This is a genomic window from Rhodanobacteraceae bacterium, from assembly GCA_016713135.1.
In the GTDB taxonomy this organism is placed as follows: domain Bacteria; phylum Pseudomonadota; class Gammaproteobacteria; order Xanthomonadales; family SZUA-5; genus JADKFD01.
On record JADJPR010000002.1, the window covers coordinates 104,524 to 128,580 of the forward strand.

Sequence of the window (24,057 nt, forward strand, 5' to 3'; positions counted from 1 at the left end):
AACAGATTGCGGTGTTCCTGGAAGGCCAGGCGCGCGAGCGCGAAGCGGCGCGCGCGGGATGAAGCGCAGGCGCGCCAGATCGCCGAACTCGCGGCCCAGGGCGAGCGCGAACGCGCTTTGCGTGCGGCCCTGATCGCCGCGCTTGCGATCGCCCTGGCGGCCGCATTGTGGCTGCGCATGCGCGAGTTGCGCCGGCGCCAGCAAGCGCTGGCCGCGAGCCACCGCACGCTGGCGACTGCCCACCAGCAACTGGAACGCGAAAGCGAGGCGCTGGCGATTGAAGCCAGCACTGACGCGCTGACCGGCACCCGCAGTCGGCGCGCCATCCTGCGCGGGCTACGGACGGCACTGGATCATGCGCAAGCACCCTGCAGCATCGTGCTGTTCGACCTCGACCACTTCAAACGCATCAACGACGAGCACGGGCACCCGGCGGGCGATGCGGCCCTGCGCCATGCAAGCGCCGTCCTGATGCAGGAGATCGGCAGCCGGGGCAGCCTGGGGCGCTATGGCGGCGAGGGAATTCCTGCTGGTCCTGCCGCAGCCGCCTTGCGACGACGCCGCCGTGCTGGCCGAGCACTGCCTGCAGACGCTGGCCAACCTGCCCCTGACGCTCGGCGCAAGGCGAGCTGCGGATCACCAGCAGCGCAGGTTGTGCCTGCGCCCTGCCCGGCGAAGACAGCGATTCGCTGATCGCACGTGCAGACCACGCGCTCTACCGGGCCAAGGTGAACGGCCGCAATCGCCTGGAGCGCGCGGACTGAAGAACGGGCGTTCATCCCGGTCCGCTTCGGGCAGAATCCGGCCTTTGCACCGCCACCCCCATGCCCAAGACCGATCGCAACCCGGCCGAACTCAAGCGGCAGGTGCGCCTGCTGCTGGCTCTGGATGGCCGTGCGCTGCGGTTGGCCGATGGACTGTGGCTGGTGCGCGATGGCCGCCTGCGCGATGTGCACACGTTGCGCGCCCTGCTGCAGCGGCCCGGCGTCGCGCGCAATGAACTGAAGGCCTGCTTCACCGAGGGCACGCATTGCGAACCGCTGTCGCGCCAGCACCTGGCGGCGGCCACGCATGCGCTCGCGGTGCTGCAGATGCATGTGGATGAACTGGAAGACACGCCCGCGCGCTGGCTCGCGGGTCAACGTCGCGACCGCGCCTGGTTGGCGGCGCAGCGGCAGCGGGTGCAGCGGCTGTCGGCATGGATGGGCGCGCCAACGAACGGCGACGCACTGGCAGCCTGGTTCGATGGCGCCCCGCTGCCGCCGCTGGATGCGCGCGGCGAGGCGCTGGCCTGGTTGTGCGATACGCCGCCGACCCACGCAGCAATGCTCGACGGCTGCGACGATGGCGTGTTTGCACAGGCGCTGTCGCGCATCACCACCCATGGCCCGCGCGAAGCCGACGTTGCCGCAGCGCTGACCGCCGCCACCAGCATCTGGCCGGCCGATGCGCTGGATGCGTGGTGGTCGTGGCTCGCGCGCGGCGTCGATCCGCGTGCGGTCGCATGCTGGCCGCCGGCAAGTCGTGCGCGTGCGGCCCCGCCGGCCGACTGGCCGCTGGACGCGGTCGGCGTCTACCTGCGCCTGACCGCCGCCCTGCTGCGCACGCCGGGTGGTGGCCGCCTGAACCTGGCACCGGACCAGTTTGCGCGCCTGGCCGGCGGGCGCAGCACCACGCTGCTGGCGCTGGCGAGCGCGCTGGACCAGGTGCTGCGCAGCGATCCGGGGGCGATCGAACAGACGCTCGCGCTGGCCGACAGCGCGCTGCGGCTGGATGCGCGCTGGTCAGCTGCCGCAAAGCGGCGCCGCTGCGCCCCGGACTCGGCGCCCGCGTCGACCTCGGCTTCGTCGACTGGCTGGGTGACGCGGCGCTGGTGGACCGCTACCTGTCGCTTCGCGAGGCTCTCGGCGAGCCGGTGGAGATCTCGCGGCGGCTGCGGCAGGACCATGCGGCCGCGCAGCGCGGGGAAGTCGAGCGCGCCTTTCTCGACGCGCTGCCCGCGGACGATCCGCGGCGCGCGCGACTGGCGCGGCCGGCTGCCAGCGATCCCGCGCGCACGCGCCGGCGCATCGCCGCAGAATGCACACAACTCGAACTCCGTTGGCGGATGCAACAGGTCGACGGCGCACTGCGCGACGCGCTGGCGCGCGCCGTGGGCAGCCCGGCGCCGCGCTGGGACGAGGCCTGGCGCGATGCGGCGCGGCTGTACCTGGCGGTCGACTTGAACCACGCCGAACTCAAGGGCCTGCTGCGCGCCGCCGCGTCCGGCGATGCGGCAGCCTGGCGCCTGCGCCTGCCAGGCAACGCCGGCTGGCTGGCGCGCGCGGCCACGCACCTGGACGCCGCGGCCTGGCTCGATCCGCCGGCCCACAGCTTTCCCTGGCGCGGCAGCACGTGCACCATGGCCGCCGAGCGCGATCCGCTGCAGGCGCTGCGCATGGGCCTGCCCTTCGACTCCTGCCTCGCGATCGACGCCGGCTGCAATCGCCACAGCGCCATCATCAATGCGCTCGACGCCAACAAATGGGTGGTCTACCTGCGCGATCCGCGCGGACGCATCCTCGCGCGCCAGCTGATCGCGATCTCGGGCGACTGGCAGCTGATCGGCTACCGCGTGTACACCAGCATCGGCACCGGCGAGGGCTTGATCGACGCCTTCAACGACTACGCCCGCGCACTGGCTGCGCAGTGCGGCATCGAGCCGGCGGATCACGGCCAGCCCGACACGCTCAACGGCCGCGAATGGTACGACGACGGCACTCACCCCTGGCGTCGCGCGGAGGCCGGCGAGGCCGCGCAGCAGGTCGAGGCCTACCTCGGCGAACTCGGCATCGGCGCGCTTGATATCCCGGGGCTGGACCTGGCCAACGAAGCGCGTCGCCACGCGCTCGCGCGCGCCGGACATGTCGCGGCGCTGCCCGACTGGTACGACGCGCGACCCTCGGGCCTGCGCAACCTCGCGCTGCTGCAGGCGCGCTACGGCCGCAGCGGGCTGCTGCGCCTGCTCGGTGATCCGCAGCGGCGCGACCGCTACCGCTTCGAAGCGCTGCGCGAGGCGCCACTCGGCGAGTTGCTGAAGCTGCGTCGCCAGCTGCAAGATCCGGCGCGGGTCGGCTTCGGCCGCGACCTCGGCGACAACCCGATCGACGACGAGTCGATCCGCCACGCCCTGCGCGAGTTGCTCACCGAACCGGCGGACGCACGCTTTGACGACGACAGTTTCGAGCACGCGCTGCTGACGCTGCTGCCACGCTGGGTCGAGACCCTTTCCTTCACGGCGCTCGCTGCGCAGCTGCCCTTGCTCGCGCCGCCTGGGAACGGCTCGCCGATGGCCTCCCTGCCGATTGCGCCGACTGCGTGCGTGCCTCTGAAGACTGGCTGCTGCGCGCCCTGCGCGGCGCCTGGCGGCGCGATCCGGATCCGCCGCGCATGCTGCGTCTGCTGCAGGCGCGGCACACTGGCGAGCGCCTGCCGCGCTGGCTGCTTGCGCTGGCCGCACGCGAGCATCTGGCGGCACCCGTTGCCCTGCCGCTGTTCGCGCCACCAAGGCCCGATCGCGCGGTGCGACGGGCACTGGAAGCACTGGTCGCGCGCCACCCCGCATTGCGTACGCATCCCTTGCAGCTCGCCGCGCGCTTGCGCCATTCGGATCCGGACGAACTGGGCATCGACACCATCGAATGGCCGGATGCACCGCCATGGAATGCGCTCGGCGATGCGATCTGCGACTGGCCGGCGCTGTGGCCAGCGCTGCGCCGCTACGCCCGGCGCCCGGGCGATCTCTCGCCCTGCAGCCCGATCGAGGCGTATTGGGCACGCCAGGTGGCGACCGCCTGGCGCGCGGCGCTGCCGGCCATCGTGGCCGCGCTGGACGACAACAGCCTCATCGCCGCGCGCATCCTCGGCGACATCGGCGACGCCGGGCTGATCGACGAGACGCGCGGCCTGTTGCGCCGGCAGTCCCATCGCGCGGGCAGCCAGCGCAAGCGCGCACACGAGGCGCATGCCCTGCTGCGCGCGGCCGTCGGCGCCAGCGCCCTCGGGGCGATGCGATTCGCATGGCAGTCCCTGGACGAGCGCGCGGAACAAGCGTCGCTGACGCTGCTGGAAGCACACCCGGAGGCGCGCTCGCTGACCGATGCGCTGATCGATCATCCTGAGCCACCCGCATGGGCCCGCGGCTGGCTGCAACGGCAACTGCGCGGCAGCTTCGACGCCCAACGCTGCCTGCGGCTGTGGCAGCACCCGCAATGGCGCGACCTCACGCTGCTGGCCGCGCCGCAAGCGTGGTCGGCCAGTCACGCGCGCCGTCTGCTGCAGCGCTGGCCGCAAGACCTGGGCGAACACTGGCTGCTCCACGCCTTGCAGTCCGGCAACACCGACTTGCTGGACGATGGCCCGGTGGACTGGTTCCAGCGCCTCGGCGCGCTGGCGCGCGCGCATTGCAGCGACGCGCAGCAAGCATCGCTTTGCCTGGCACTGCCCGATGCGCTGGCAGTCAGGGCCTGGGGCTCAGCCGGGCTGCCGCAACGGGAAAGGCGGCCCGAAGCGACGTCTTAGTCCGCCCTTGATGCCCCTCAGCGCCCCTTGATCGCGCCCAGAATGCCGCGCAGCAAGGAGCGCCCGAGCTGGTTGCCGACGGTCCGCGCGACGGACTTGGCGAAGGCCTCGCCCACGCCCTGGCGATTGCTGCCGCGTGGCGCGGGGGCGGGCCTGGGCGCCGGCGCCGGGCGCGGTGCGGGGGCGCGCTGGCGCGGCGCGGGCGGCGGTGGCGGCGCGGGCGTCTGCTTGCCCCAGGGCCAGTTCAGGCTCCAGCCGCCGCCGGTTGCCTGCGGCTCCGGCGCGGCCTCGGCCTGGGGCTCGGCGCGCCGCTTGAGCACCTCATAGGCGGATTCGCGATCCACCGGTTGGTCGTACTTGCCACCGACCGGGCTGCGCGCGCGCACTGCGGCGCGCTCCTCGGGTGTGATCGCGCCGATGCGGCAACCCGGCGTCAGGATCCAGGCGCGCTCGACCATCGCCGGGCGCCCGCCTTCTTCGAGGAAGGACACCAGCGCCTCGCCGACGCCCAGTTCAGTGATCGCCTTGACCACATCCAGGCCCGGGTTGGCGACGAAAGTCTCCGCCGCGGTCTTGACCGCCTTCTGGTCGCGCGGCGTGAACGCCCGCAATGCGTGCTGCACGCGATGGCCGAGCTGGCCGAGGATGTCGCCCGGCACATCGTCCGGGTTCTGGCTGCAGAAATAGACCCCGACGCCCTTGGAGCGGATCAGGCGGACCACCTGCTCCACTCGTTGCACCAGCGAGGGCGGCGCATCGTCGAACAGCAGGTGTGCCTCGTCGAAGAAGAACACCAGGCGCGGCTTGTCGAGGTCGCCCACCTCGGGCAACTGCTCGAAGAGTTCCGACAGCAGCCAGAGCAGAAAGCTCGAATACAGCTTGGGCTTCATGATCAGCTGTTCGGCACTCATCACGTTGATCACGCCGCGGCCGGCCGGGTCGATCGCGAAGAAATCGCGTAGTTCGAAGGCCGGCTCGCCGAAAAAGGCGCGCGCGCCGGCATCCTCCAGGCCGAGCAGCGCGCGTTGCACCGCAGCAATCGAAGTGGCCGACACCAGGCCGTACTCGGCCGAAATCTCCTTCGCGTTCTCCGCCACGTAATTCAGCATGGCGCGCAGGTCCGGCAGGTCCAGCAGCAGCAGGCCTTCCTCGTCGGCCACCCGGAACACGATGTTGAGGACACCCGACTGGACCTCGTTGAGTTCCATCAGGCGCGCCAGCAGGATCGGACCCATCTCGCTGATGGTGGTGCGCAGCGGATGCCCGTTCTGGCCGTAGATGTCCCAGAACACCACCGGATTGGCGCCGGGCTGCCACTGCTGCTCGATCCCGAGCAGCTTCAGGCGGTTGCGCAGCTTGTCGCTCATCACAGCGGTTTGTGAGAGCCCGGCGAGGTCACCCTTGACGTCCGCCAGGAACACCGGCACGCCGCGCTTGCTGAATTCCTCGGCCAGCAGCATCAGCGACACGCTCTTGCCGGTACCGGTCGCGCCGGCGATCAAGCCGTGGCGATTGGCGTAGCGCGTCAGCAGGGAGAGGTCGCGCGTGCCGCGGGCGATCGTCATCTGGGCAGTGTTGGTCATTGGTGTGTGCAAGAACCCGCGGGAGTTGCGCCAAGGCTACGGCGAAAGCCGGGCGCGGAACCAGCGCCGGCGCCGAGCCGACCAACGGCGCGCGCACAATCCTTTACCGGGAACCCGTTGTCCTCTAGCCTAGCGAAGCGGTTCATACCCATAAAAACCTCGGAGACGCCCATGCGATTCCTCACCCCATTGTTGTTGGGCGCACTCGCGCTCGGCAGTTCGTCTGCGTTCTCGCAGGCCTACGACGTGCTCGGCGCCAACGAAGCCCCGGGCCCGGCCTACACTCCCGGTCCGACCGGCGGCCCGCGCGGCACGATCCTGCAGGATCAGCGCGCACTGCTCGTGACCCATCCCGGCGCCGGCGCTGGCGGTACCGATGACAGCCGCCTGCAATCCACGTCCCTGGGCATGGGCACGATCGGCTTCGGCGTCCAACAGACGGTTCCGAATCGCATCGCCGATGATTTCGTGGTGCCCGCGGGCGGCTACACCATCAACGCCGTGACGGTTTATTCCTACCAGACCGGTTCGACGACCACCCCGACCCACAACGGCATCACCTTCCAGATCTGGAACGGGCCGCCGAACGTCGCCGGCTCTGCGGTGGTCTTCGGCGACACCACCACCAACCGGTTCAGCAGCGCTGCCTTCGCGAACATCTATCGCACCACCGAGACGACGGTGGGTGCCACCAATCGACCGATCATGTCGGTCACCGCGAGCGGACTCAACATCACCCTGCCGGCCGGCACCTACTGGCTGGACTTCGCGCTCAGCGGCACGCTTGCTTCGGGTCCATGGGCACCGGCGATCTCGATCCTTGGTCAGGCGGTCACCGGCAACGGCCTGCAGAGTCAGGCGGGCACGTGGGTTCCTGCGCTTGATGGCGGCACTGGCACGCCGGCCCAGGGCTTCCCGATCACGCTGGAAGGCACGCTGCCGGGCACTGATCTGGTCACCACCCTGACCGACACGCCGGATCCGGTGACCGCCGGCAGCAATGTGACCTACGTCGCGACCGTCAACAACGCCGGCCCGGGCGACGCGACGGACGTCGCTGTCGCGCTGCCGCTGGCGGCGGGCAGCAACTTCGTCTCGGCCACGCCGAGCGCGGGCGGCACCTGCGTGTCCCCGGCAGTCGGCGCCAATGGCACCGTGACCTGCACCTGGGCTGGCAACACCGCCAACGGCGCCTCGCGCGATGTCACCGTGGTCGCGTCGGTCCCGGCCAGCACAGCCAACGCCGCGGTCCTGAGCGTGACCGCCACCGCAACCTCGGCCACCAACGAACTGGATCCGCCGGACAACGCCGCGACCACGACGACCACCGTCGCCACCTCGGCCGATCTGTCGATCACTCTGACCGACTCGCCGGATCCGGTGACTGCCGGTACCAACCTGACCTACGTGGCCACCGCGACCAACGCCGGTCCGTCGGATGCGCAGGACGTCGCGATCAACCTGCCGCTGCCGGCCAACACCACGCTGGTGTCGGCGACCGCTGCGGGCGGCACCTGCGCCGGCACCAACTGCACCTTCGCCGGCGCCACCGCGCCGGGTGCCAGCCGCAGCGTGACCTACGTGGTCCTGGTTGCCGCGTCCGCCGCCAGCAGCAGCCCGATCTCCGCGACCGCCTCGGCCAGTTCCCCCACCACCGACTCGAACCCTGCCAACAACAGCGCTACCGCCAGCACCGCCGTGGTTGCCGAGGCCAATCTGTCGGTCGCGCTGACGTCCTCGGTCCCCCAGGTGTTGATCAACGTGCCGGTGACGTTCACCGCGATCAGCACCAATGGCGGCCCGTCCGATGCCCAGAACGTCTCGGTGACGATCACGCTGACGCCGGACTTCCGCTACAGCAGCCACACCGCCAGCGGCGCCACCTGCACCACGCCGCAGGTCGGCAACACCGGCGCCATCGTCTGTACCTGGGCCGGCGCCACTGCTCCGGCCGCTACGCGCACCCTGACGGTCGTGGCCTTCAGCAACGTCGAAGGCAACACCGCGGTGAACGCCAGCACCGGGTCAGCCACCACCGACCCGGTCCCCAACAACAATACGGCGGGCGTCTCCGTGGTCGTTGGCTATCCGTTCAACGAGATCCCGACGCTGGGCCAGTTCGGCCTGATGTTGTTGGGCCTGCTGGTGGGCCTGATGGGCTTCGTGGCGGTGCGCCGCCAGGCGTGATCGCCAGCCGCCGGACCGCACTCCGGTGCGGTCCGGCGCGGTAAGCAGGGAGTGAAAGGGCGGCCGTCGGGCCGCCCTTTCTTTTTTGCGCCGGCGAGGGCCCTCGCCGCATCATCCGATTTCCGCGGTCGCCGACGCATCCGAGGAGCGAACTGCTCCGCGCGCCCGGGGTGGTGAAGAACGGAATCCACGTCGATCGGAGCCGCCGCGGGCGACAATCCGCGAGGCGCCTAGCGGGTCATCGCCGCCGCCTCCACAACTCGCGATCAGCGCGCGTTCGACAGCCCGCCACCCGCCAAGCACGCGCGCCCCACGGGGTTCCCGCGTCCCGCTTCCCGCCCGATCACGGCACGGTCAGCGCTTCCAGGCACGAGCGCGTGTTGTCCGGTTGGTAGGGTGGCAACACCGGGTAGAAGCGGATGCGTTGGCAGCCGTCGCCGGTGTCGAAGGGCAGCCAGCGGATCGCATCGCTGAATTCCAGGCGCAGGTCCGCGCTCGGCAACTGGCGGAACAGCGCGGTCCAGACCTTGAGCGCGCCGCTGGCCCCGGTCAGTCGGGTGGGCTGGTTGTCGTCGCGGCCCAGCCAGACCACCGCCAGGTGCTCGCCGGTGTAGCCCGCGTACCAACTGTCACGCGACTCGTCCGAGGTGCCGGTCTTGCCGGCCGAATCGAGGCGGATGCCGCTGCCACTCGACAAACTGCTGGCGGTACCCGACAAAGTCGTTTCGTTCAGCGCCACGGTGACCAGTTTGACCACGTCAGCGCCCGCGGGATTGCCGGCCGGCCGCGGGAAACGCGTCAGCGCCTTGCCCTGGCTGTCCAGCACTTCGCGCACCGATGAGATCGGCACCACCTGCCCGCCGCTCGCCAGGCTCTGGTAGAGCTGGGCGACCTCCAGGGGCGACAAGTCGATCGACCCGAGGATCAGGGAAGGCTGCGGATCGGCCGGCGCTTCAATGCCGAGGTTGCCGATCAACTGCCCCAGCGAGCGCACGCCGATGTCGAGGCCGACGCGCGCGGTGGCGAGGTTGTAGGAGCGCGCCAGGGCGTCGACCAGGGGCACGGTCCCGTGGCTCTTGCGGTCGTAGTTCTTCGGCGCCCAGGTCTTGCCGGTGGGCAGCTTCAGCGCGATCGGATCGTCCGGGATCAGGCTCGCCAGGCTGTAGCGCGCCGGCTGCGACAGCGCCAGCAGGTAGACGAAGGGCTTCAACAGAGAACCGACCGGCCGGCGCGCTTCCAGTGCCCGGTTGAAGCCCGACGCACGCGAATCGCGACCGCCGACCAGGGCGAGCACCTCGCCATCGCGCGCACGGGTCAGCACCACCGCGCCCTGAACCACCTGTTCCTTGTCGACCGCGGCCAGCGACGCGGTCATCGCTGCTTCAGCCAGTGCCTGCGCGCCGGGGTCCAGCGTCGTCAGGATCGTCAGGCCTTCGCTCTGCAGCCGCGACTGGTCGTAATCACGTCGGATCTGCCCCCGCACCAGTTCGACGAAGGCCGGATAGCGCACTCGAGACGGCGGCCGCGGCACCACCGCCAGCGGCGCCTTGAGCGCGGACTCCAACTGCGCCGGATTGAGCAATCCGGTCTCGGCCATCTGCCCCAGCACCACCCGCCGGCGGGTGATCGCCCGCTCCGGGTTGCGCCGTGGATCGTAGTAGCTCGGGCCCTTGACCAGGCCGATCAGCAGCGCGATCTCGGCCGGATCCAGCGATTCGAGCGGGCGCCCGAAGTAGAACTCCGCGCCGGCGCCGAAGCCATGTACCGCGAGCGCGCCGTTCTGGCCGATGTAGGCACGGTTGAGGTAGGACTCCAGGATCGTGCGCTTGTCGAAGCGCGCCTCGATCACCAGCGCCAGGCCGATTTCCAGCGCCTTTCGCCTGAACTCGCGGTCATTGCTGAGCAGAGTGTTCTTGACCAGCTGCTGGGTGATGGTCGAGCCGCCCTGGACCCAGCGGCGCGCCTTCAGGTTGGCCCACATCGCGCGGGCGATGCCCCACAGGTCGATGCCGGGATGGTCGCCCGAAATTGCGGTCCTCCACCGACTGGATCCCGGCCACCAACAGCGCCGGCATCTGCGCGATCGGCAGCGGCAGGCGCTCGGTGTCGTCCTCGGGCAGGATGGTCGCAATGCGCGCCGGATCCAGGCGCTTGTGCGGCAGCAGCTTGTTGTCGGACAGGCGTTTGAGCCGCGCGACCTTGCCGCCGTCGATCACCACCTCGATGCGTTCGGCGCGCTCGCGGCCGTCGCCGTAGGTGAAACCACGGGTATGGATCTCGAAACGACCGCCGTCACGGCGATAGCTGCCAGGCGAGGCAGCGGTGACATCGCTGCGGTAGCGCGCCTCGGACAATTCGATCTGCAGCATGTCGGCGCTGATGCGCATGCCGGGCGCCAGCAGCAGCGGGCGCGCGTAGACGCGGCTCGCGACCGGCTGCCTGCCGAGGTCGAAGCGCGCGTCGATCAGCCGGTTCAGATACACGATGGTCGGCCCCGCCGCACCCAGCAGCAGGCCCAGACCGAACCAGAAAACGCGCCAGAACCAGAGTTTCATGCCGCGGAGCATAAGCGGACCCTGCCAACGCCGGCCAACTGAAGGCGGGCGAATGGCGGGCAGGAAGGGGGTGGAGCAAAAAAGGGGCAGCGGGGCAAGGGGCAAGGGGCAGGGGGCGGGGGACCTGGCTTGCTGGGCAATGACCCTGCCGGCAGCGTGGGTACCAGCACCGGCAATCTGGTGAACACCGCATCCGACCATCCACGCCTTGAGCCCGGTCCCCCGCCCCCTGACCCCTGCCCCGCCTTTGCTTGGGCCCCGCCCCACCTTTTGCCTAAGCCCCAACGCTTCCGCTCCCCGCCCGCCTGACCGATAATCCGCGCCCCCGTGCGCGCCGGTCTTGGCTGCGCCGCCCGAACGAGACTGGATGCAAGCTTCCGACCCCTCGACTGCGCCGCCATCGGCTCTTGTGCTGTGCCTGCCGGTCGATGACTGCAGCGCCGAGCTCCAGGCGCTCGCCGCGACGCCTGGCGCCACCCTGTTCCCGCGTCCGGTGGCGCCGGACTGGCGCGCCGAACTGGCGGCGCTGCGCAAGCGTTTCCCGGTAGCCACCCTGGTCCGCGTGCGCCGTCCGGACCTTTGGCTGGCCGACGATGCGCTGGCGCGACTGCTGCACGCGGCGAGCCTCGCGCGCGGGCCGATGACGGCGCTGTTCAATGGCGATCCGCAACTGACGGTCGCCAGCCCGGACACCACGCTGGACAGCGAACCGGCGGTCATCGACGCGGCCGTGCACGCCCTCGGAGAACGCCGCCTGCAGCCGGTCGCCGCGACCGCGCCGGCGATCCTGGTGTTGGCGCCGGGCGCCGATCCAGGCGCCGACCTGGAACTGGTCGACCACGTCTACACGCACGTCCCCGGACCGATCATCGGGCTGGCAACGCCCGCCGACCGCCGCGAGCGCGCGCCTGCGCATGCGCTGGCGGCGCTGCGCCTTGCGTTGCGCGAGGTCGCCACGAATGCCGGTCCTTGGACTGCGGCCGCACGCGACGCGCGCCCGGTGGTGCTGCACATCCTCCACGGCTGGGGCGGCGGGGCCGAGCGCTTTGTGCGCGACCTGGCCCGCAGCGATGGCGCGCGCCACCATTTGCTGCTGCGCGCGGTCGGCAACCCCAGCCGGCGCCGGCACGGCGAGTTCATCGAACTGACGGACGCGCGTGGCGGACCGCCGTTGCGGCGGATGCTGATGTCGCCGGCCATCGGCGCCCTCGTTGCACGCCACGAAGGCTATCGCCAGGCGCTCGCGGGAGTCATCGCCGACTACGCGGTCGAGCAAATCTGGGTGTCGTCGCTGATCGGCCACTCGCTCGATGCGCTCGGCACGGGCCTGCCGCTGCGCTGGGTTGCGCACGATTACTTCCCGTTCTGGCCGGCCTTGCACCGCGATTTCGGCGCCCCCGACGCACGCTTCGACGCCGCCGAAATGGCTGCCGACCTGCGCGATGAAGGCCCGTTCGCGGAGCGCGATCCGGCCTGGTGGGAAGCGCTGCGCCAGCAGGCCATCGAGGCCCTGCTCGCCGCGCGCGCCGAGATCGTTGCCCCTGGTCGTGGCGTGCTCGCCAACCTCGCACGCGTGGCACCGGCACTGGCCGCGCTGCCGCGCCGCTGCATCGCGCATGGCAGCGCGGGCTGGTCGGGCGAAGAACCGGCCCTGCGCGAGGCTCCCTTCGATGCGGGCGGCAAGCTGCGTGTCGTGGTGCTCGGACGCATCAACGGCGCCAAGGGACTCGATCTGCTGCGCCAGTTGCTGCCGGGACTCTCGCTGCACTGCGATCTTTACCTGGTGGGCGCTGGCAAGGCTGCCGAGGCGCTGTTCGGTACCAGCGGCGTGCATGTGCTGCTTGACTACGCGCATGCCGAACTGCCCGCGATCCTGGGGCGCATCCGACCGCACGTGGCGCTGCTGCCCGGCACCGTCGCCGAAACCTTCTCCTACACCCTGAGCGAACTGTGGCGCCTGGCAATCCCGCCAGTGGCCACACGCCTCGGCGCTTTCGCCGAGCGTATCGAGGATGGCGTCGACGGCATGCTGGTGGACCCGGATGCGGCCAGCGTCGCCACTGCGATCGCGCAGTTGGCGCTTGATCGCGCGCCGCTGCAGCGCATCCGCGAGAACCTGCAGCAACGCAGCCCGCGCTCGCTGGCGCAGATGCTCGCCGACTACCAGGCGCTGCTGCCCGCAGGCGAGCGCGCGCCGCTGCGCTATCCGCTGCGGCGCACCGACTGCGCCTCGCTCGCGCTCGCCGTGCATGCCGATGCACTGTGCGACCATCAACTGCGCCTGGCCGATGCGCTCGCGGGCCTCGCCGAACAGCAGGCGGAGCTCGCGCGGCGCGCCGAGTGGGGCTTCGATCTCAACCGCCAGCTCGCCGAGCGCACCCGTTGGGCGCAGGACCTCGACCAGGAACTCGGCCGCACGCGGCATTGGCTGAACCAGCGCGAGAGCGTGTTCGAACAATCGCTGGCCGCGGCCGAGGCACAGCGCGCGCAACTGGACCTCAGTCTGACCCGGCTTCAGGGGGAGCTCAGCAGGATCATGGAAGAAGCAGAGCAGCAGCGAGTTGCGCTGGAAGCGCAGATGAACGACATGGCGCGCGTGCTGGACGATCGCGACCAGCAGTTCGAATCGCTGCGAACAAGGATGGCGCACCTGGAACAGGCACGCGCGGAACTCGATCTGCAGACGCAGCAACTGACTGCGGCGCGCGACCACCTGCAACGCGAGTGCGACGCCCTCGCGGCGCAGCGTGCCGAGATCATCGCCAGCACCAGCTGGCGCATCACCAAACCGCTGCGCGCCATCGGCCGCGTGCTCAAGCGCATCCGCGCCTCGTTGCGCTTCCGCGCATTACGCCTGGCCAGCCTGGCCGGACGCGTGCGCGGCAGCCTGGCCCGGCGCGGGCTGCGTGGCACCTTTGCACGCGCGCGCCAGGAATTGCGCGACCAGTCGCAGCAAGCGCCGGTCACGGTGCAGGTCGAAACCCCGCAACCGGCCGAGACCTATGCGCCGCTGGCGATCGCCACCAGCGATACGCCACGCGTGTCGGTGATCGTGCCTGTCTACAACCAGTTGCACCACACCTGGAACTGCCTCAAGGCGCTCGCCGACACCGCCGGCAGCGTGCCCTTCGAAGTGATCGTGGTCGACGATGGGAGCTCCGACGCAACCGCCGTCGAAGTGCCCAAGGTCGGCGGCGTACGCTTCCACAAGAACCCGCAGAACCTCGGCTTCATCGGCGCCTGCAATGCCGGCGCGGCGCTGGCGCGCGGCCAGTACCTGTTCTTCCTCAACAACGACACCGCGGTGCAGCCGGGCTGGCTGGAACCACTGATCGCCAGCTACGATGAGTTCGAGCGCGTCGGCCTGGTCGGGTCCAAGCTGATCTACCCCGACGGCCGGCTGCAGGAGGCCGGCGGCATCGTGTTCAACGACGGCTCGGGTTGGAATTATGGCCGCTTCGACCACCCGGACGATCCGCGCTACGACTACCCGCGTGAAGCCGACTACTGCTCGGGCGCCGCGATCCTGATCGAGAAGGCGCTGTTCGCCAGCTTCGGCGGCTTCGACAGCCTGTACAAGCCGGCCTACTACGAAGACACCGACCTCGCCTTCAAGGTGCGCGCGGCCGGCCTGCGCGTGGTCTACCAGCCGGCGTCGAAGGTAGTCCACTTCGAGGGCGTCACCGGCGGCACCGATACCAGCAGCGGCACCAAGCGCTACCAGGTGATCAACCAGCAGAAGTTCCTCGAACGCTGGAAGGATGCCCTGGCGCGGCAGCCGGCACCCACCGACCACGCGGGCATCTGGCGCGCCGCGACCCATCGCGCGAAGGGCCGGATCCTGCTGATCGACGCCACCACGCCCACACCCGACCAGGATTCGGGCTCGGTTCGCTACATCAACCTGGTGCGGGTGCTGAACGCGCTCGGCTGGCAATGCACCTTCTTCGCCGACAACCGCGCCTACGTCCCGCGCTACACCGACGAGCTGCGCGCGCTCGGCGTCGAAGTGCTGCACGGCCCTTGGCTGAATGATCCGGTGGCCTTCTTCCGCGAACGCGGGCGCCAGTTCGACGCGATCATGCTCAGCCGCCATTACGTCGCCCGGCACTATGTCGATCTGGCGCGCGAACACGCGCCGCAGGCACGCGTGCTGTTCGACACCGTCGATTTGCATTACCTGCGCGAGCAGCGCGCGGCGAAGGTCGAGCAGAGCGAGGCGCTGGCGAGGCAGGCGGAAGCCACCCGCGAGGCCGAACTTGACCTGATCCGTCGCTGCGACGTCACCATCGTGGTCAGCCCGGTGGAGCTGGACCTGCTCTCGCGCGAAGCGCCCGGCCGGCGCGTCGAGGTGCTGTCCAACATCCACGAAGTGCACGGCCGTCGCGCCGGTTTCGAGGTGCGCAAGGACCTGTGGTTCGTCGGCGGTTTCCAGCATCAACCCAATGTCGACGCCGTGCAGTGGTTCGTCGCCGAGATCTGGCCACGCGTGCGTATCGCGCTGCCCGAGGTCCAGTTCCACATCGTCGGCAGCAAGTGCCCGCCCGAAGTGGCCGCACTGGCCGGCAACGGCGTCGTCGTGCACGGTTTCGTCGAGCACATCGAGCCCTTCCTCGACGGCATCCGCGTCGCCGTCGCCCCGCTGCGCTACGGCGCCGGCGTCAAGGGCAAGGTCAACCAGTCGATGGCCTACGGCCAGCCGGTGGTGGCCACGCCGATCGCCGTCGAGGGCATGGAGATCGCTGCGGGGAGCGAGGCCCTGGTCGCTGCCGAACCCGCGGGCTTCGCCGACGAGATCGTGCGCCTGTACCGGGACCCGGAGCTGTGGCTGCGGCTGTCCGATGCGGGGCTGGCGAACATCGAGTCGCACTTCTCGTTCGACGCGGCAAGCCGGGCGCTGCAGCGCATCCTGCGGGGGTTGACGCGCGCAACCGGCGCGGCCTTCCGCGCTAGTGTCCCCTGCCATTGGTTCGATGAATTATTTCCGCGCCTTTTGCCCCGAATGCGTCGTTGTTCGTCGTCGCCATAGCCCTGCCATGACCTCCGGTTCCCGCCCGCAACCAGTTGCTGGCGTTCAAGCCGGCGCGCGGCATGCCGCGCAAGCCGCCGGCTTTCACCCTCCTCTCGCCTGGCCTCGGGCCAAAATGCATCGGAAATTCCTTCAACCAACGAAGGGCAGCGGACACTAGGAGCCGACGCAACTGAAGGCGGCCGCTGCCGCCAAGGCTACTTGACGATGCGCAACGAGGGGCGCTGGCGCTCTGGGGTCGGGGCCGGCGGCGGGGCGACATCCTGGCCGACGTCGTCGCTGGCCACTGCCTCAGTCTCGGCCTCGGCCGCGCCCTGTGCCTCGCTGGAATCCTCACCCTGGTCCTCGGCAGGAAACATCATCCCCTGCCCGTTTTCCTGCGCGTAAATCGCAAGCACCGCTGAGCTCGGTGCGACGATCGACTGGCTCACGCCGGAGAAACGCGCGTTGAACCGAATCTCGTCGAGGCCGAGTTCAAGGCGATCCACCGCATGCGGCGCGATATTGAGCAGAACGCGTCCATCCTTGATCGCCTGGCGCGGCACCCGCACGCCTGCCACTGCCGCATCCAGCAAGAGGTAGGGCGTGCAGCGGTTGTCGATGATCCAGTCGTAGATCGCACGCACCAAGTAGGGTCGTGTGGGGGTCATGTCCATTTTCGTTTCCTTCGGATTCGGCTGATCAGCGCTGGTGCCCGGCATGCCGTGGGTGACTGCGACGGCCCCGGCGGAGTCAGCCCGCGAACGCCCGCTCAGTGTCCGACAGCGTGCGCTGAAACAGCGGCGTGTTGAACAGGCGCTGCGCGTAGGCGTCGATGCCAGGACCCAGGTCGCGGAGCTTCAGTCCCGCCGCGGGGAGGCGCCACAGGATCGGCAACAGCATACAGTCCGCCATGCAGATATCCGGGCTCAGGAAGAACTTGGCGGCGCTGAACAGCGGGTCCGATTCAGACAGATCGGCGCGCAGGGCCTCCCGCGCCTGCGCCGCGGCGGCCTGGTCGCCCTGGCGAATCATGTCGAGCTGGGCAAGCCACTCCTGCTCGATGCGGTAAACCGTCAGCCGGCCGCGGGCACGGCCCAGCGGATCGCTGGGCAGCAGCGGTGGATGCGGGAACCGTTCGTCCAGGTATTCGGCAATGATCCTGGGCTCGTAAAGCACCACGTCGCGCTCGACCAGCACCGGCAGCACCAGCCGGGGCATCACCGACTCCAGCTCCGACGGCGGATGCGCGGGATCGACGTAGACCAGGTCGTGCGGCAGCCCCTTGAGCGCGAGCACGAAGCGGATCGCATGCGAGCGCGGGCAATCCACGTGGGAATAGAGCGTCAACGCACTGCGCGATCGCGGGCCCGGCGGCGACATGAGGCGGCGTCCTCCTTGGATCGAGGTCTGCGGCGTGCGCGGCGTCGATCCGGCCGTGGCGCGCGCCGCGAGCTTAGCGGACGGCTGTCGATGAATCCAGCCGCGCCCGGGCGGGTAGCTCGGCGCGGGGATCCGGGAGAACGCGCGGGCCGGCCCGCGCGGACTGCGTACCGGCATTGACTGTCGATCAACGCCGCGCGCGGGCATCATGCGGTCCCGGCACTCTTCGCACCCGAGTCAGATGCTCGATTCCAACGCCAACCAGGACTATGCCCGCTACATGCTGCGCTGGATCGAGGCCCTCGAATGGCCCGAGTTCCCGCTCGCAGAAGCGGAGTTGCCGGCACTTCGCGGCTATTGGGTCAACGGTGACCTCGCCGACCTCGATGCCATCGAGGCGCGCCTGTGGGCCTGGGTCGATGCCCATGGCGGCCCGGCGCAACCGGTGGAAGGCAACTCGCGCCTGATTCTCGCGCGCATGCTGATCTGCGTGGCGCAGCCGGACAATCGCGAGTTGCGGGAACGCGGGTATTTCGAGGAACTGCTGGCGCGCGCCGGCGTGCCCGCCGACAGGATCAACGCAAGCCACCCGGGTCGTCGAACGCCGTGGCACGCCGATGCTGCCACGGCCGATGTGCCGGAGCCGGCCCAGGGTCTCGCGCTGGCTGCGCGCTACCAGTCGGTCAAGCGCCAGGTGCTGATGGGCTTCTGCGCCGTGAGTTTCATCTCGGGTGCCACTGTCGGACAGAAGCAGCTGGAGCCCGTGTGGATCTGCCTGATGGCCTTCCTGATCTACCTCTGGTACCGCGTCGACTCGGACCAGCGCAGTTTCCCGCGCACCACCCCGTTGACTGCAACCGTCATCCTGATCGCTGCAGTGGGCATCCCGTGGTACCTGCTGAGCTCCCGACCTGGCCCCCGAGGGCCGGAACGCGGTGCTCCAGGCTGTCGGGATGTTCCTGCTGTCGCTGTTCCTGTCGGCTGCCGGCGCGGCATGGCTGGCGCCGGCGTGAGTGCACCGGGCAACCGGGACGTCGACAGTGCGCCGACGCCCAACGGGTTGAAACCCTGGTTGGGATTGCCCGTGGCCGGGCCCAGCGGCATCACAGCGGGCACTCGGGCCAAGTCCGCGCCGGCAAGACCTGCACTCACAAACCCTGGAGAACGCACACAAAAAAGGCCCCGTTGCCGGGGCCTTTCCTGGTGCGGCAGGGGCCGCCTCAGTGCACGTCTTTCCAGTATTCGTGCTTCAGCAGCCAAGCCACGCAAGTGAACAGCAGCAGGTACAGCAGTACCCAGATGCCGTACTTCTCGCGGTCCAGCGCCGCTGGCTCGCCGACGTACTGCAGGAAGGCGGTAATGTCGCGCGCGTCCTGCTTGAACTCCGCCTCGCTGCGGCTGCCCGGCTTGACCAGGTCGAACTTCGGGCCGGCCGCGTGTCCGCCGTGCGCCTCCTCGCCTTCCTCCGCTGGACGCAGGGTCTGGATGCCCTGGCGATCCCACAGCACGTTCGGCATCGAGGCGTTCGGGAACACCGTGTTGTTCCAGCCGATCGGACGGGTCGGATCCGGGTAGAAGGACAGCAGGTAGGTGTAGACGTAGTTCACGCCGTCATGCCGCGCGCGGGTGATCAGCGACAGGTCGGGCGGTGCCTTGCCGAACCAGTCCTCACCACCGATGCCCGCATCGCCGACGCCGGCCGGCATGGCAGAGTGGATGGTCTCGCCGAACTTGGCGCCGGTGAAGTTCAGGTACTTCATCACCTGCTCTTCGGTCAGGCCAAGGTCCGTGGCCATGCGCGAATAGCGCATGTACTGCAGCGAGTGGCAGCCGGCGCAGTAGTTGAAGTACAACTGGGCACCGCGCTGCAGCGAGGCGCGATCGGAGATGTTGGCGCCCGATTGCTGCAGCACCGGGCCGTCGCCGGCGGCCATGGCCGAACCGGCGACGAGGGCGAAAAGCCAGGGAAGCAGGCGCTTAATCATGCATGGTCACCCGATCAGGCACCGGCTTCACCGAATCCATCTTGGTGTAGACCGGCATGAGAAGAAAGTACAGGAAGTAGATGGCGGTGCAGATCTGCGCGATCAGCTTCTGGATCTCGCTGCCCGCTTGCAATCCGAGGTAACCCAAGGTCACGAAGGCCACCGTGAACAGCGCCAGGGCGATCTTGGTCAGCGGACCACGGTAGCGGATCGAGCGCACCGGAGAGCGGTCCAGCCACGGGATCAGGAACAGGATCATCACCGCGGCGCCCATCACCACCACACCGGCCAGCTTGTCCGGGATCGCGCGCAACATCGCGTAGTAAGGCGTGAAGTACCAGACCGGCTTGATGTGCGCCGGCGTCACCATCGGGTCCGCCGGGTTGAAGTTGTCGTACTCCAGGAACAGGTCGCCAAAGGTGGGGGCGAAGAAGATCACGAAGGCGAACAGCATCAGGAACACGCCGACGCCGAACAGGTCCTTGACCGTGTAGTAGGGATGGAAGGCGATGCCGTCGAGCGGCTTGCCCTGCGCATCCTTCTTCTTCTTGATGTCGACGCCGTCCGGGTTGTTCGACCCGACTTCATGCAGCGCGCCCAGGTGCAGTACCACCAGGCCGAGCAGCGAGATCGGCAGCGCGACCACATGCAGCGCGAAGAAGCGGTTGATGGTGGCGTCCGACGGCAGGTAGTCGCCCTGGATCCACTGCACCAGACCTTCACCGACATACGGGATGGCGCCGAACAGCGACACGATCACCTGCGCGCCCCAGAAGGACATCTGGCCCCACGGCAGCACATAGCCGAGGAAGGCCTCCGCCATCAGCGCCAGGAAGATCAGCATGCCGAGCACCCAGACCAGCTCGCGCGGCTTCTGGTAGGAGCCGTACAACAGGCCGCGGAACATGTGCAGGTAGACGCAGATGAAGAAGAAGCTGGCACCGGTCGAGTGCATGTAGCGGATCAGCCAGCCCCACTCCACGTCGCGCATGATGTACTCGACCGAGGCGAAGGCCTCCGCCGCGCTCGGCTTGTAGTGCATCGTCAGCCAGATGCCGGTGACGATCTGGTTGACCAGCACCAGCATCGCAAGCGAACCGAAGTAGTACCAGACGTTGAAGTTCTTCGGCGCGTAGTACTGCGCCAGGTGCTTGTTCCAGAAGTCCATTACCGGCATGCGCTGGTCGAACCAGCCGAGGATTCCGGTCGCGGTGGAAGTGCGTTCGCCAGCCATTACGCCGCTCCTTCGGATTCGCCAATGATCACCCGGCTGTCACCGTCGAAACGGTAGGGCGGAACCACCAGGTTGGTGGGTGCCGGCGAGCCTTCGTAGACGCGGCCTGCGAGATCGAATTTCGAGTTGTGGCAGGGGCAGTAATAGCCGCCCTTCCACTCGGCATCCCAGGGTTCCGGCTGGACTTCGGTGTGCAGCTTCGGCGAGCAGCCGAGGTGCGTGCACGAACCCACGAGCACGAGGACGTCGGGCTTCAGCGAGCGGTGGGCGTTCTTCGCGAACGCCGGCTGCTGCTCCTCCACCGCGGACTGCGGATCCTTCAGGCGTCCGTCCTCGCCCGGCAGCGCCGCGAGCATTTCCTCGCTGCGCCGGACGATGAAGATCGGGCGACCGCGCCAGGCGACCGTCAGTTGCTGACCCACCGCGAGCTTGCTGATGTCGGCGGACACCGGCGCGCCGGCCGCGACGGCCTTTGCACTCGGTTTCCATGCCGCAATGAACGGGACAGCGGCGTAGACGCCACCCACCCCACCCACCACGACGGTCGACGCGGTCAGAAAGCGGCGCCGGCCGTGATTCACGGACTCTGCTGCCATGCTTGACTCCATGCGGAACGAAAGAGCATTCGGCGACCGAACCCCAGGGCCCCGAAACCGTGCGAGTTTACAGGATGGGGTCCGGGGGGTTCAACGCAGACGAAGGCTTCACACCGCGCCGCCTTCCTGCCGACACCCGCGGCGCAGCAGTCGTCGCACATGCGAGCCCGGGCGGGGTCGCTACCGATCCATACTGCCGCGAATGGCGAAGATCGTACAGTGATCGGCGACGATCGCGTCTGGACAGGGGCCGCCGGCACACGCAGACTACGCGCCCTTCCCGGCCCGACCAACCGTCCGCATGGCGCGTATCCTGGTGCTCAACGGCCCCAATCTCAACCTGCTCGGCACGCGCGAGCCGGATGTGTATGGCCGCACCACGCTGGCGGAGATCGATGCGGCCCTGGTGGCGCTGGGTGCCGCCGCCGGGCATGAGGTCACAACGCTGCAGAGTAACGCAGAGCATGTGCTGATCGAACGCATCCATGCGGCGCGCGAGGATGGCACCCGCTTCATCCTGATCAATCCGGGCGCCTACACGCATACCAGCATCGCACTGCGCGATGCCCTGGCGGGCGTGGCGATCCCCTTCATCGAGGTGCACCTGTCGAACGTCCACGCGCGCGAGGCGTTCCGCCAGCACTCGTACCTTTCCGGCATCGCGGTCGGTGTGATCACCGGCCTCGGCGTCGACAGCTACCGGCTCGGTCTGGACGCGGCCATGCGCCGCGTCGGCTGAGCATCCCCTTCCTCTACACGAGCGGCGTACGCCGCGGGAGTACGGCCATGGCCATGGACATTCGCAAGATCAAGAAACTGATCGAGTTGCTGGAGGAATCGAACCTGGCCGAGCTCGAGATCCGCGAGGGCGAGGAGACCGTGCGCCTGTCGCGTTGGCCGAAGAACCTGCCGATGGCCGCCGCGCCCACGATGGCGCCGATGCAGGTGCAGATGGCTGCCCCGGCTGCAGCCGCCCCGGCTACCGCCGCGTCGGCCAGCGCGCCGGCCAAGCCCGCCGAAGCCCAGCACGAGGGCCAGGTGGTGCGCTCGCCGATGGTCGGCACCTACTATGCCGCCAGCGCCCCCGGCGCCGCGCCGTTCATCAAGGTCGGCCAGCAGATCAAGGTCGGCGACACCCTCGGCATCATCGAGGCGATGAAGATGTTCAACCCGATCGAAAGCGAAGTCGCCGGCACCATCGTCAAGATCCTGGTCGAGAACGGCCAGCCGGTGGAGTTCGACGAGCCGCTGGTCGTCGTGCAGTGACGGAGCCTTCGGGCAAGGAGCATTGGTCCGCAAAGGACGCGAAGGACGCAAAGAAGAGCGAAGTCCGGATGGTCGCGGACTTTGCTCGGATGGATCGACGATCCAGAAGCTCCTGCCGCCCGATGCTTGACCCGGTTTCTTTCCTGCCGTTCTTTGCGTCCTTTGCGTCCTTTGCGGACAAGAAGAAGCTATGCGCCGGCGAACTGACCAGGCGCAGATCTGGAGTCCATTCACATGCTTGAAAAAATCGTCATCGCCAATCGCGGCGAAATCGCGCTCCGGGTGCTCCGGGCCTGCCAGGCGCTGGGGATCAAGACGGTGGCGGTGCATTCCACCGTGGACCGCAACCTCAAGCACGTGGCGATGGCCGACGAGTCGGTGTGCATCGGCCCGGCGCCGCCGAAGGACAGCTACCTCAACATCCCGGCGCTGATCGCGGCGGCCGAAGTGACCGATGCGCAGGGCATCCATCCCGGCTACGGCTTCCTGTCGGAGAACGCCGATTTCGCCGAGCGGGTGGAGGAATCCGGCTTCGTCTTCATCGGGCCGCGCCCGGAGACCATCCGCCTGATGGGCGACAAGGTCAGCGCGATCACCGCGATGAAGCAGGCTGGCGTGCCCTGCGTGCCGGGCTCCGGCAAGCCGTTGGGCGATGATCCGGCGGAGAACGCGCGCATCGCCAAAGACATCGGCTACCCGGTGATCATCAAGGCGGCGGGCGGCGGCGGCGGGCGCGGCATGCGCGTGGTCCATACCGAGATGGCGCTGCTGAACGCCGTGGCGATGACCAAGGCGGAAGCCAAGAGCGCCTTCGGCAACGACCAGGTGTACCTGGAGAAATTCCTCGAGAACCCGCGCCACATCGAGATCCAGGTGCTGGCGGACGGCCAGGGCAATGCGATCCACCTCGGCGAGCGCGACTGCTCGATGCAGCGGCGCCACCAGAAGGTGATCGAGGAAGCCCCGGCCCCCGGCATCAGCGAGAAGCAGCGCGCCGAGATCGGCGAGGTCTGCGTCGAGGCCTGCAAGCGCATCGGCTACCGCGGCGCCGGCACCTTCGAGTTCCTCTACGAGCGCGGCAAGTTCTATTTCATCGAGATGAACACGCGCATCCAGGTGGAGCACCCGGTCACCGAGATGGTCACCGGCGTTGACCTGGTGACCGAGCAGATCCGCGTCGCCTCCGGCGAGAAGCTGCGCTACAAGCAGTCCGATATCGTCATGCGCGGTCACGCCATCGAGTGCCGCATCAACGCCGAGGACCCGCTCAACTTCACCCCTTCGCCGGGCACTGTGACCCGCTACCATCCGCCTGGCGGCCCCGGCATCCGCATGGAGACCCATCTGTACGACGGCTACAAGATCCCGCCGAACTACGATGCGATGATCGCCAAGCTGATCGCCCACGGTCCCGACCGCGCCACGGCCATCGCCCGCATGCGCGTGGCGCTCTCGGAATTGGTCATCCAGGGCATCAAGACCAACATCCCGCTGCAGCAGTCGAACATGCTCGACCAGATGTTCCAGGTGGGTGGGTTCAACATCCACTATCTGGAGCGGCGGCTGGCGGAGGCGAGGAAGTGATGGAATCGGTGACAAATGAAAAGTGAAAAGTGAAGGCCGGATCGGCGAGCCGATCCGGCAACACCTGAACCTCACACCTTCCCCGCGCCTGATTCATCACCTTTCACTTTTCACCT

At 68.8% G+C, this 24,057-nt stretch carries 19 protein-coding genes; 11 read left to right on the forward strand and 8 right to left on the reverse strand.

Going from position 1 to position 24,057, the window contains the following annotated elements; all coding sequences use genetic code 11:
- Positions 1 to 6: 6 nt before the first annotated feature.
- The 5 genes from IPK27_02695 to IPK27_02715 are packed head-to-tail and all read left to right on the forward strand — an operon-like array spanning position 7 to position 4,560.
- Positions 7 to 693, forward strand: a complete 687-nt coding sequence (locus IPK27_02695) for a GGDEF domain-containing protein (protein ID MBK8066562.1) — start codon at positions 7 to 9, stop codon at positions 691 to 693.
- Positions 630 to 764 (forward strand): diguanylate cyclase, encoded by a 135-nt coding sequence (locus tag IPK27_02700; protein ID MBK8066563.1) that lies wholly within the window; start codon positions 630 to 632, stop codon positions 762 to 764. The genes IPK27_02695 and IPK27_02700 overlap by 64 nt, the downstream gene beginning before the upstream one ends.
- A 60-nt stretch (positions 765 to 824) precedes the next feature.
- On the forward strand, positions 825 to 2,225 hold the full coding sequence (locus IPK27_02705; protein ID MBK8066564.1) for a hypothetical protein: 1,401 nt from the start codon (positions 825 to 827) through the stop codon (positions 2,223 to 2,225).
- Positions 2,108 to 3,928, forward strand: a complete 1,821-nt coding sequence (locus IPK27_02710) for a hypothetical protein (GenBank protein ID MBK8066565.1) — start codon at positions 2,108 to 2,110, stop codon at positions 3,926 to 3,928. The genes IPK27_02705 and IPK27_02710 overlap by 118 nt, the downstream gene beginning before the upstream one ends.
- The gene (locus tag IPK27_02715) at positions 3,823 to 4,560 is read left to right on the forward strand and encodes a hypothetical protein (GenBank protein ID MBK8066566.1); all 738 of its coding nucleotides are present in this window, start codon (positions 3,823 to 3,825) and stop codon (positions 4,558 to 4,560) included. Before IPK27_02710 ends, IPK27_02715 begins: the two co-directional genes overlap by 106 nt.
- A 17-nt stretch (positions 4,561 to 4,577) precedes the next feature.
- Here the strand turns inward: IPK27_02715 and IPK27_02720 are convergent, their stop codons facing one another.
- On the reverse strand, positions 4,578 to 6,143 hold the full coding sequence (locus IPK27_02720; GenBank protein ID MBK8066567.1) for a DUF853 family protein: 1,566 nt from the start codon (positions 6,141 to 6,143) through the stop codon (positions 4,578 to 4,580).
- A gap of 171 nt (positions 6,144 to 6,314) precedes the next feature.
- Here IPK27_02720 and IPK27_02725 point away from each other — a divergent pair, with 171 nt between their 5' ends.
- Positions 6,315 to 8,330, forward strand: coding sequence for a DUF11 domain-containing protein (locus tag IPK27_02725; GenBank protein ID MBK8066568.1), 2,016 nt, complete (start codon positions 6,315 to 6,317; stop codon positions 8,328 to 8,330).
- Positions 8,331 to 8,673: 343 nt separating this feature from the next.
- Here IPK27_02725 and IPK27_02730 read toward each other — a convergent pair whose 3' ends face one another.
- Complete coding sequence (locus IPK27_02730; protein ID MBK8066569.1) at positions 8,674 to 10,311, reverse strand: transglycosylase domain-containing protein; 1,638 nt, start codon at positions 10,309 to 10,311, stop codon at positions 8,674 to 8,676.
- Positions 10,223 to 10,885: a hypothetical protein gene (locus IPK27_02735; GenBank protein ID MBK8066570.1), complete on the reverse strand. Its 663-nt coding sequence runs from the start codon at positions 10,883 to 10,885 to the stop codon at positions 10,223 to 10,225. Before IPK27_02735 ends, IPK27_02730 begins: the two co-directional genes overlap by 89 nt.
- Positions 10,886 to 11,252: 367 nt before the next feature.
- Between IPK27_02735 and IPK27_02740 the strand changes: the two genes are divergently transcribed.
- The gene (locus IPK27_02740) at positions 11,253 to 15,914 is read left to right on the forward strand and encodes a glycosyltransferase (GenBank protein MBK8066571.1); all 4,662 of its coding nucleotides are present in this window, start codon (positions 11,253 to 11,255) and stop codon (positions 15,912 to 15,914) included.
- Positions 15,915 to 16,111: 197 nt separating this feature from the next.
- On the opposite strand, the gene IPK27_02745 is transcribed toward IPK27_02740, so the two are convergent.
- Both IPK27_02745 and IPK27_02750 read right to left on the reverse strand, forming a co-directional pair.
- On the reverse strand, positions 16,112 to 16,564 hold the full coding sequence (locus IPK27_02745; GenBank protein MBK8066572.1) for a ClpXP protease specificity-enhancing factor: 453 nt from the start codon (positions 16,562 to 16,564) through the stop codon (positions 16,112 to 16,114).
- An 82-nt stretch (positions 16,565 to 16,646) separates the two neighbouring features.
- Positions 16,647 to 17,453, reverse strand: a complete 807-nt coding sequence (locus IPK27_02750; GenBank protein ID MBK8066573.1) for a glutathione S-transferase N-terminal domain-containing protein — start codon at positions 17,451 to 17,453, stop codon at positions 16,647 to 16,649.
- A gap of 64 nt (positions 17,454 to 17,517) precedes the next feature.
- Between IPK27_02750 and IPK27_02755 the strand changes: the two genes are divergently transcribed.
- A complete protein-coding gene (locus IPK27_02755; GenBank protein ID MBK8066574.1) occupies positions 17,518 to 18,549 on the forward strand; it encodes a hypothetical protein in 1,032 nt (343 codons plus the stop codon).
- On the opposite strand, the gene IPK27_02760 is transcribed toward IPK27_02755, so the two are convergent.
- Genes IPK27_02760 through petA form a run of 3 tightly spaced genes read right to left on the reverse strand, consistent with a single transcriptional unit; the run spans position 18,497 to position 21,091 of the window.
- Positions 18,497 to 19,261, reverse strand: a complete 765-nt coding sequence (locus tag IPK27_02760) for a cytochrome c1 (GenBank protein MBK8066575.1) — start codon at positions 19,259 to 19,261, stop codon at positions 18,497 to 18,499. The two genes, IPK27_02755 and IPK27_02760, sit on opposite strands and share 53 nt — an antisense overlap.
- Positions 19,254 to 20,495: a cytochrome b N-terminal domain-containing protein gene (locus tag IPK27_02765; protein MBK8066576.1), complete on the reverse strand. Its 1,242-nt coding sequence runs from the start codon at positions 20,493 to 20,495 to the stop codon at positions 19,254 to 19,256. The genes IPK27_02760 and IPK27_02765 overlap by 8 nt, the downstream gene beginning before the upstream one ends.
- Complete coding sequence (gene petA / locus IPK27_02770; protein MBK8066577.1) at positions 20,495 to 21,091, reverse strand: ubiquinol-cytochrome c reductase iron-sulfur subunit; 597 nt, start codon at positions 21,089 to 21,091, stop codon at positions 20,495 to 20,497. Before petA ends, IPK27_02765 begins: the two co-directional genes overlap by 1 nt.
- A 301-nt stretch (positions 21,092 to 21,392) precedes the next feature.
- On the opposite strand from petA, the gene aroQ reads away from it, so the two are divergent.
- From aroQ to accC, 3 genes are all read left to right on the forward strand, one after another.
- Positions 21,393 to 21,830, forward strand: coding sequence for a type II 3-dehydroquinate dehydratase (gene aroQ / locus IPK27_02775; GenBank protein MBK8066578.1), 438 nt, complete (start codon positions 21,393 to 21,395; stop codon positions 21,828 to 21,830).
- Positions 21,831 to 21,883: 53 nt separating this feature from the next.
- The gene (locus tag IPK27_02780) at positions 21,884 to 22,357 is read left to right on the forward strand and encodes an acetyl-CoA carboxylase biotin carboxyl carrier protein (GenBank protein MBK8066579.1); all 474 of its coding nucleotides are present in this window, start codon (positions 21,884 to 21,886) and stop codon (positions 22,355 to 22,357) included.
- Between the two features lie 234 nt (positions 22,358 to 22,591).
- On the forward strand, positions 22,592 to 23,941 hold the full coding sequence (gene accC / locus IPK27_02785) for an acetyl-CoA carboxylase biotin carboxylase subunit (GenBank protein ID MBK8066580.1): 1,350 nt from the start codon (positions 22,592 to 22,594) through the stop codon (positions 23,939 to 23,941).
- Positions 23,942 to 24,057: the final 116 nt, after the last annotated feature.